Annotated in this window: 6 protein-coding genes and 2 pseudogenes; 5 read left to right on the top strand and 3 right to left on the bottom strand. The window is 72.9% G+C overall.

The features are described 5' to 3' along the window. The 4 genes and pseudogenes from ABZ371_RS24445 to ABZ371_RS24430 all read left to right on the top strand — a co-directional run. A pseudogene (locus ABZ371_RS24445) lies at positions 1-317 on the top strand (LamG domain-containing protein); the annotation flags it as partial. After that, positions 314-2,566 carry a LamG domain-containing protein gene (locus tag ABZ371_RS24440; RefSeq protein WP_358683275.1) on the top strand — a complete coding sequence of 751 codons (2,253 nt, stop codon included), beginning with the start codon at positions 314-316 and terminating at the stop codon, positions 2,564-2,566. The pseudogene ABZ371_RS24445 and the gene ABZ371_RS24440, both read left to right, overlap by 4 nt. Further along, on the top strand, positions 2,563-3,276 hold the full coding sequence (locus tag ABZ371_RS24435; RefSeq protein WP_358683273.1) for a hypothetical protein: 714 nt from the start codon (positions 2,563-2,565) through the stop codon (positions 3,274-3,276). The genes ABZ371_RS24440 and ABZ371_RS24435 overlap by 4 nt, the downstream gene beginning before the upstream one ends. Then, entirely contained in the window at positions 3,273-4,100 is an 828-nt protein-coding gene (locus ABZ371_RS24430; RefSeq protein ID WP_358683271.1) for a glycosyltransferase family 2 protein, read from the top strand. The genes ABZ371_RS24435 and ABZ371_RS24430 overlap by 4 nt, the downstream gene beginning before the upstream one ends. 4 nt (positions 4,101-4,104) lie before the next feature. Here ABZ371_RS24430 and ABZ371_RS24425 read toward each other — a convergent pair whose 3' ends face one another. Next, on the bottom strand, positions 4,105-5,265 hold the full coding sequence (locus ABZ371_RS24425; protein ID WP_358683269.1) for a glycosyltransferase: 1,161 nt from the start codon (positions 5,263-5,265) through the stop codon (positions 4,105-4,107). Between the two features lie 109 nt (positions 5,266-5,374). Here ABZ371_RS24425 and ABZ371_RS24420 point away from each other — a divergent pair, with 109 nt between their 5' ends. Continuing rightward, positions 5,375-6,919, top strand: a complete 1,545-nt coding sequence (locus tag ABZ371_RS24420; RefSeq protein WP_358683267.1) for a hypothetical protein — start codon at positions 5,375-5,377, stop codon at positions 6,917-6,919. Here the strand turns inward: ABZ371_RS24420 and ABZ371_RS24415 are convergent. Next, positions 6,888-8,132, bottom strand: coding sequence for a hypothetical protein (locus ABZ371_RS24415; RefSeq protein WP_358683265.1), 1,245 nt, complete (start codon positions 8,130-8,132; stop codon positions 6,888-6,890). The two genes, ABZ371_RS24420 and ABZ371_RS24415, sit on opposite strands and share 32 nt — an antisense overlap. After that, positions 8,129-8,802, bottom strand: a pseudogene (locus tag ABZ371_RS24410) (lipopolysaccharide biosynthesis protein); the annotation flags it as partial. The gene ABZ371_RS24415 and the pseudogene ABZ371_RS24410, both read right to left, overlap by 4 nt.

The raw sequence follows: 8,802 nt of genomic DNA, 5'->3' as shown, positions 1-8,802 counted from the left end.
GCGCGCGACCGGGCCCGACCCGCTCGGCCCGGCACCACGGCACCGGGCCGGCGACCGGCCCACGGGCCGAGTCGCCGGCCACCCACACCACCCGGCCGGCGCTCTCCGCGACCGTGCCGGGGACCACCACCGACGCACCCTCGGCCTCCACCGGACACCCGGTGGCCCCGGGCGCGTCCGCACCGGCCGGAGCCCTTCGCTCCAGCCCCTCACTCGCCCTGACCAGCGGCGGGACGAACAGTCCCCGCCCCTGCTCGGGCGCGGTTACCGCGGCCCTCGGGCCGCAGCTCGTTCTCACCTTCGGAGCTGAACAATGAACGCACGTACGGGGCAGAGACCAGCGGGACGCGGCCGTGTGCGGGCCGCCTCCGCAGCGCTCTGCCTGTTCGCCGGCGCCCTCACCGCGACCGCGGCCGGGGCGTCCACGGCGGCGGCGCTGACACCTCCGGTGTCAGTCACCGCGGACGACCTCACCACCTGGCAGACCAACGGCATCGTCTGGTCCATGGCCGCGACGGACGGCGTCGTGTACGCCGGCGGCACCTTCTCGACCATCCGGCCTCCGGACGCGCCGGCCGGCACCGGGGAACAGCCCGCGGTGAACTTCGCGGCGTTCGACGCCGCCACCGGGGCCCCCACGGGCTGCACCCTGGCCTTCACCCTCTCCTCCGGCACGGCCACCGTCCGCGCTCTGGCACTCTCACCCGACGGGCGGACCCTGTACGCGGGCGGCCAGTTCGGGGCGGTGAACGGGGAGGGGGTCAGCAACATCGCGGCCGTCGACACCGCTACCTGCACCCCGCGCAAAGACTTCAAGATCTCCGTCTCGGCGACGGTGCGCGCCCTGGACGTCACCGCGGACACCGTCTACCTGGGCGGCGACTTCAACAACGTGGGCGGCCAGACCCGCAACAAGTTCGCCGCCGTCACCACGGGCGCCGACCTGCTGCCCTGGACCGCCGACGCCGACGAGGTGGCACGCGCGGTCCAGGTGACCCCGGACGGGCAGCACGTGGCGCTCGGCGGCGACTTCTTCACCGTCAACGGCACCTCCACGCACGCCCTGGCCGTGGTGGACGCCACCACGGGCGCCCTCACCAAGAGCTACCCGGGCTTCATCCCCAACACCTCGACGGTGCAGGACCTCACCACGGACGCGACCGGCCTCTACACCGCGAACGAGGGCACCGGAGGCGGTGTCTTCGACGGGCGTATCGCCATCGACCTGGACGACTACCAGCAGCGCTGGCGGGACACCTGCCTGGGCGCCACCCAGACCGTCCTGGTCCACTCGGGCGTGCTGTACAGCGGGAGCCACGCCCACGACTGCGCCAGCATGGGCGAGTTCCCGGACCAGCCGCGCAAGCACCTGCTCGCCCAGTCCGTGAACGATCCGGCGCTGCTCCCCTGGTTCCCGGACACCAACGACGGCATCGGTGAGCCGGTCGGGCCCCGGGTGATGACCCAGACCGACAAGGGCGGCCACCACTACCTGTGGGTCGGCGGGGAGTTCACCACCGTCAACGGCTCCGGCCAGCAGGGTCTCACCCGGTTCGCCGACGGTCCGGACACCGGGGCGCCCTGGGTGCCCAACGTCAGCCTGTCCACGGTCGCCCCCGGGCGGATCGTCGTCGACTGGCAGACCAGCTTCGACACGGACGACGGCGACCTGACCTACCGGATCTACAAGGACGGGGCGAGCACGCCCGTCCACACCACGACCGGCCGCTCGCTGTTCTGGGACCGGCCGCAGCTGAGGTGGACGGACACGGACGTGGCACCGGGCGAGACGCACTCGTACCGGATCAGCGCGAGTGACGGCACCAACACCAGCGCCAAGTCCCCCGCCCAGTCCGCCACCGTCGCGGCCACCGCGCAGAGCTACCCGGCCAGGGTCCTCGCCGACGGCGCCTCGCTGTACTGGCGGTACGACGAGGGCGCCTCCACCCTGGCGGCCGACACCGGGCCCGGGCTGAACAACGGCTTCCTGCGCAACGGGCCCGCCTACCGTCAGACCCCGGCGGCCGTCGCGGGCGACTCGACCGCCATCGGCTTCGACGGGGCGAGCGACTACGCCTACAGCAACACCCTCTTCCCGGCGCCGACCCGGTTCTCCGTCGAGACGTGGATCAAGACGACCACGGTACGCGGCGGCAAGATCATCGGGTTCGCCAATCTGACCATGCAGAACAGCACCCGCTTCGACAAGCACGTCTACATGCGCAACGACGGGCGGCTCGTCTTCGGCGTCCAGAACGGAGGTGCCCGGACCGTCACCACGCCCGCCGCCTACAACGACGGCGCCTGGCACCACGTCGTCGCCACCCAGGGCACCGGCGGCATGGCGCTCTACGTCGACGGGCAGCTGCGTACGGCCAACTTCCTGTACACCGGCAACGAGAACTACCCCGGTTACTGGCGCGTCGGCGGGGACAGCCTGACCAACTGGCCGAACCGCCCGACCAGCAACTTCTTCGCCGGGCAGATCGACGAGACAGCCGTCTACCCGACCGCGCTCAGCGCCTCCCAGGTCAGCGCGCACTACTCCCTGAGGACAGCTGGATGAGGTACCCGTTCCTGGCCGGCGCCGCCGTCGTCATCGCGACGGCGGCGCTGGCCGCCTGCGGCTCGTCCGCGGACGGGGGCGAGGAGACGGCGGCGGGCGGCAGGCCGTCCACCACGGCCACGACCGCGCCCCCCGTCGCCGGGCCCCCCACCACCGCCGGGCCGACGGCCGGGCCGACCGGTGACGCGCGGGCCGAGGAGCCCGAGGACACGCCGAAGGCGCCCGCGGGGAAGATCACCCCGGCCACGGGCACCTTCTCCGAGAAGCAGAAGGAGTACCTGACCGGCCGCGTACCCAAGGGCATGGACCCCGCGGCGGTCCTGCAGACCGGCCAGGAGAGCTGCGACCGGCTCCGCTACCTCGTCAGGGCCGACCGGGACATCGCCGTCGCCGCGATCGTCAACGGCGAGGTCGCGGACGCGAAGCCGGCCGTGGCCCACCTGTGCCCCCAGCACCAGGACCTGGTCGACGAGGCCGCGCTCGGCTACGCCGACGGCTCGCACACCGGGGCGGCGCTCCGGCCGGGCCGCTACCGCGCCCCCTCCCCCACCGCGCAGTGCAGCTGGCAGGTCCTGGCGGCGAGCGGCAAGGCGCTGGCATCGGGTTCCCCGGGCAGCGGCAAGCCGGTGTCCGTCACCGTCACGGAGCGGGCCCGCACCTTCACCTCCACAGGCTGCTACGCCTGGCTCCCCGAAGGAGACGAGAGTTGAGCAAGCTTCCCATCGCCGTGGCGATCCCCACGAAGAACGAGGGACTGAACATCGCCGAAGCGGTGAAGTCGGTGCTCGGGCACTTCGAGGCGGTCGTGGTGGTCGACTCCCACAGCACGGACGACACCGCGAAGATCGCCGAGGAGTGCGGGGCCGAGGTCGTCACCTACACGTGGGACGGGGGGCATCCGCGCAAGAAGCAGTGGTGCCTGGAGAACGTCCGCACCGACCTGGACTGGATCCTGCTGCTGGACGGTGACGAGCGGCTCAGCCCCGGGTTGCTGGCAGAGCTGCGGCGGACGTTCGCCGACCCGGACGCCCCCAGGCCCGCGGCGTACGACATACCGCTGGGCTACTGGTTCTCGGGCAAGCGGCTGCGGCACGGCTACACGATCCGCAAGCGGTCCCTGACGGACCGCACCCGCTGCCACTACCCGGAGGTCGGAGACCTGGCGGCACCGGGGATCGGCGAGGTCGAGGGGCACTACCAGCCGGTCGCGCCGACCGCGGGCGCGCTGCGCAATCCCATCGAGCACCAGGATCTGGACCCGGTCACCGCCTGGTTCGAGCGGCACAACCGCTACTCGGACTGGGAGGCCTGGCTCGAACACCACCCCGACGTCAAGGAACAGGTGCGGAAGGTGAAGTCCCGGCAGGGACAGCTCTTCCACAAGGCGCCGTTCAAGCCGCTGGTGTCCTTCGCGTACATGTACGTCTACCGGCGCGGTTTCCTCGACGGCCGCGCCGGGCTGGACTTCGCCCTGGCGATGAGTTTCTACCGCTGGCAGATAGCCCTCAAGTCGCGGGAGGGCAGGACCGGTTGACCGGTCATCCCCTCCGGCGGGCCACGTCCTCGTAGGTCTGCCGGAGGGTCCGCGTGACGGCCTCGATGGTGAACTGCCCGTTGACCAGGTCCCACGCGGCCCTGCCCGCCCTGTCGTTGGCCTCCGGCTCCAGCAGCTCCAGGACGGCCTGTGCGACCTTTTCCGCGTTGGCGGCGTCCTCGCCCACCCGGCTGTCGATCACCCGGCCCGCCCCGGCCGCCGCGACGTCGGGGCCCTGCCCGCAGGTGCGGGTGATGACGACCGGAGTGCCGACCGACATCGCCTCCAGGACCGAGACCGGGAACGGCTCCTCGATCGCCGGCAGCACGTACACATCGGCCTCGCGGCCGGCGGCGAGGACCTCGTCGTGCTCCAGCGGGCCCACATGGTCGAGGGAGTCCATGACGCCCAGCTTCCGGGCGAGGGCGAGGGTGCCGGCCAGTGCGCCGGTGTCCGGGCCGGCCAGCACGAAGCGGGCGTCCGGGTGGTGGGCGAGGACGTGCGGCATCGCGGCGACGAAGTCCTCGGGCCGCTTGCGCTCCTGGATGCGGGCGAGGTACAGCACGGTCGGCGGGCGGCCGGGGTCGCGGGCCGGCTTGCGCTCCTGCGGGCGGACACCGTTGACCAGCCGTACCGTACGGGTGAGCGGTACGGGAGCCGCGACGGCGTTCACGTCGACCCGCTCCATCTCGGTGAGGTGCAGGACGGCGTCGGCCTCGCGCAGCACCTTGCGGACCCCGAGGACGTCGGTGAGCTGGGCGACCTTCTTCTCGGTGGGGTCGATCATGCCGTGGGTCTGGACGACCAGGGGTGTGCGGGTCGCGAGCGCGAGCAGCGCCGCCGGCAGGGTCACCAGGTCCCGCATCAGATGGACGTGTACGAGGTCGGCGCCGCGCATCATGCGGCGTGCGGTGCGCAGCAGCGCGGCGGAGGTGATGCCACTGACCTCGAACATCGGGAGCACGTGCCGTGCCTGGAAGAGGTGGACGGGAACTCCCTCCACATGGCTGGGCAGTTCACCGCCGGGGAAGCCGTCGCCGAGGGCCATGACGCGTGCGTCGTCGCCGTTCGCCCGCTGGGTCCTGGAGAGGTTGAGCGCCACCCGGGTCGGCCCACCGAAGGCGTGGTCCGGAGTATGGAGCGTGACGACGTGCAGGACCTTCACCAGAGTTCCCCTCGACTGCGGCCAATGATTCACAGGGTAGTCATCGCGTCCCCTCGCGTGGGGCCGATTGGTTAGAGTGTCCAGTGGTTCACTGATCCCGGGGGGGCGCATGACGTCGGTGCACACATCGGCGCAGGAGCAGGCCGCCGCCCCCGCGGTCGCGCGTCCGGAGTGGGCACGGGCCCGGGGTGGCGTCCTGGAGCCGCCCGAGCAGCCGATCGCCTGGTCGATGCTGTCGCGGGCCCTGTCCGTACCGCTCATCCTCGGCCTGGTGTGCTTCCTGCCCGCGGTGATCGCGGCACAGCCCGGCGGCGGGGTCCGGGACACCGCGTACTGGCTCCAGCTGGTGCTGACCTGCTATGCGGGGGCCCGGCTGGCGACGATGATCCTCTCCACTCGGCGGCGGCTGCTCCAGGGCGTCTTCTGGATGTTCGTGTACATCGCGATGGGCGTGGCGCCGTTCGCCCAGGTGGTGATCGGGCAGACGCCGACGCCGATGGTGGGACCGCGCCAGGACCTGGTCACGGCCATCGCGATGGCCCTGGTGGGGTGTGCCGCCTTCGACCTGGGTGCGCTGCTGGCCTCGCGGCGCCCGCTGAGGCGCCGTACGCCCTCGAAGCGGAGCCCGGGCGGAGGACCTGCCGTGGCGCATCCGCTGCGGCTGCGGCTGCTGGTGCTGCTCGCCTTCGGGGCGAGCGCGTTCTACGTGCTGAAGCTGGGCGGCCCCTCGGTCTTCTTCTCCAGCCGGCAGGAGATCAACGAGACCGTCGCGGCGAGCGGGGTGGTCTCGGAAGGGTCCAATGTCGGCTCGGCGTTCATCAAGGGCTTCGGCCAGGTCCCGGCGCTGCTGGCGCTGCTCTTCTACACCCGCCGTCTGGCGACCTCCTACCGGGCCCGGCGCACCCCGTCGACGGCGCTGGTGTGGGTGGCGCTGGTGGCGCTGAACCTCGTGGTGAACAACCCTGTCTCCAACGCCCGTTACTGGTTCCTGACGGTGTTGCTGGCCTTCGTCTTCACCGCGTTCCCGAGCAGTGCGGCGATCTACCGCACGGTGCTGGCCACGGGGGTGGTGGGGGCACTGGTGGTGTTCCCGTACGCCGACAAGTTCCGGTACGACGACGAAGGACAGCGGCCCGCGCAGTCCGCCTCGGTCTTCGAGCCGCTGGTGACGAAGGACTACGACCAGATGGTGATGTTCGCCAACACCATCTCGTGGGTCGACACCCGGGGCCACACCTACGGACGCCAACTGACGGGCTCCGCACTGTTCTTCGTGCCGCGCGCGGTGTGGAGCGGGAAGCCGGAGGACACCGGGGTCCGGGTCGGGCAGTGGATGGGACTGCGCATGACCAACCTCTCGGCCCCGCTGTGGGCCGAGTTCTGGGTCGACTTCGGCGCCTCCGGGGTGATCGGCGGGCTCGCAGTGATCGGTTACGCGGTGGCACGCACCGACCGCCGGTACGCGCTGGCCGTCACCCGGGCGGGGCCCGGCCCCGGGAGCGTGCTGGCCATCGCCGCGCCGCTGCTCGCCGGATACACCTTCATCCTGCTGCGCGGCCCGCTCCTGCAGGCGGCGGGAAAGCTGGCCATCGCCGCGCTGTGTCTGTTGCTGATCAGCACGTTCAAGGAGCAGGGGGCAGTGCGTCGGCGGTGACGGCCTCGTCGGGCGCCGGCTTCCGCCGCCGGATCCGGGCCACCCTGGTCCAGGTGGCCGCCGCCTTGCAGAGCGATCCCAGGGACAGCCCCCAGGCGGCCCCGGGGACACCCCCGAGGGCGTAGCCGGCGGCCATGAGGCCCACCGCGCAGAGCGAGAACACCACCTGGATGCTCAGGGTCGTGCGCGGGTCGAGCATCCGCAGGGCCAGCAGCCCGCAGGTCCCGACGGCCATCGCCGCGTACTGGCTGCCGGTCGCGGGCAGCAGGGCGGCGGCGGCCGGCCAGGTGTCGCCGAGGAGTTCGCTCCCCACCCGGCCCGGCAGCAGGGCGAGCACGGTGGCCCAGAGGACGGCCACGGCCGCGAGGAGGGCGGCGAGAGCGGCCGTCGCCCGTATCCGGCGCCGCTCGTCACCGATGCGGCCCAGGAGCGGGGGGCCGAAGGAGGTGGCGGAGGTGAACAGCACGTTGAGCGGACCGAACAGCGTGGTCGCCCCGCGGAGGGCACCGACGAGCAGCGGACTGCCGACGGCCCCGAGGCCGAGGACGGAGAGCTGGCTGCTCGCGTTGCCGACGCCGAACTCGACGACGAAGCGCCTGCCGAGGTGGCCCCGCCGCAGCATCGGGCGCATCTGCGAGGGCGCCCTCGCGGTCGAGCGGTGCAGCAGTGCGGCCGACAGCAGGAGGGCCGGCAGCGCGGAGAGGCCCCAGACCGCGATCAGCCGGGCCGGGGCCGCCCCGTGGTCCTGGACGGACAGGGCGCCGAGCACGCACACCAGCCGCACCAGGTCGGAGCCGAGGGCCAGGTGGGGCTGGTGCAGTGTGGAGAACGCGTACCGCACCGCGTCCTGCCCCAGCACCACGGGCAGGACGAGGCCGAGCACCACCAGGGCTCGGGCGGTCCCCCCGGGGACGAGCAGGCAGGCGGCCGCGAGCAGCGCGCCGAGGACCGCCGAGGCGAGCACGGTGAGGACGACGGCCGAGCGGCAGGCGCCCCGCACGGTGTCGCCCTCGCCGCGCCTGAGGACCAGCGGCTGCCCGGTGTGGGCGCCGGATACGCCCAGCAGCACGGTGAAGACCAGGTAGACGGCGGAGAAGCGGGCGAAGTCGGCCACGGTGGAGAGCCGTGCGGCGGACACCAGCACCAGGATGTTGGTGAGGGCCGCCACGCCCTGGTCCGCGACCGAACAGAGGATCGCGGTACGGGCTCTCACCGCCGGGCGCCCGGGAGGGTGAAGGAGCGCAGCCCGAGTGTCTCGGTGGGGTCTCCGGTGAGTTCCGGTGCGTCCGGTTCGCCGGGCGCACCGCCCGGCCCGCCACCGGCGCGGCGCCGGGTGGACCGGGGGCGGCGCTCCGCGCGGCGCAGCCGGCGGCGGCCGGGGTGGAGCAGGGCGCCGAGCACCGAGCCGCCCGAGGCGCCGATGATCTCGCGGATGCGTTCCAGGTCGCTGCGGTGGACCTCGCGGAGGTCACAGACGATCACGACGCCCTCGACGCGGTCCACCAGGGCGACCGTGTCGGCGTAGGACAGCACCGGCGGGGCGAGCACGATCACCACGGCGCCGGGCCGGTCCGCCTCCGCGACGATCCGCCCGACGGGGGCGGAGGTCAGGGCGCGCGGCACGTTGTCCACCGTCGCCCCGGCCACCAGGGCGAACGCTCCGGAGCCGGGCACGTCCACGTTGGAGCGGGCTCCGGTCGGCCAGGTGCCGTCCCCCTCCCCGGCGGCCCAGCGCGGCGGCCGGACCTCGTGGGCCGAGGAGCCCAGGTCGCGGGCCAGGGACGGCGTGCGCAGGTCGGCCTCGACGAGCAGCACGTCGCGGCCCATCTCGGCGAACGCGGCGGCCAGGTTGACCGCGGCGGCCGCCGCCGCCGCGTTGTCAC

Source organism: Streptomyces sp. NPDC005899, assembly GCF_040629645.1.
Lineage (GTDB): Bacteria > Actinomycetota > Actinomycetes > Streptomycetales > Streptomycetaceae > Streptomyces.
Note: the sequence above shows the minus strand (reverse complement) of the source record. Positions and strands in the feature narration are given on the sequence as shown.

Excerpts from the sequence above, each read along its gene's own strand:
- ABZ371_RS24435 (WP_358683273.1), top strand. The coding sequence starts at position 2,563 with ATGAGGTACCCGTTCCTGGCCGGCGCCGCCGTCGTCATCGCGACGGCG.
- ABZ371_RS24420 (WP_358683267.1), top strand. The coding sequence starts at position 5,375 with ATGACGTCGGTGCACACATCGGCGCAGGAGCAGGCCGCCGCCCCCGCG.
- ABZ371_RS24440 (WP_358683275.1), top strand. The coding sequence starts at position 314 with ATGAACGCACGTACGGGGCAGAGACCAGCGGGACGCGGCCGTGTGCGG.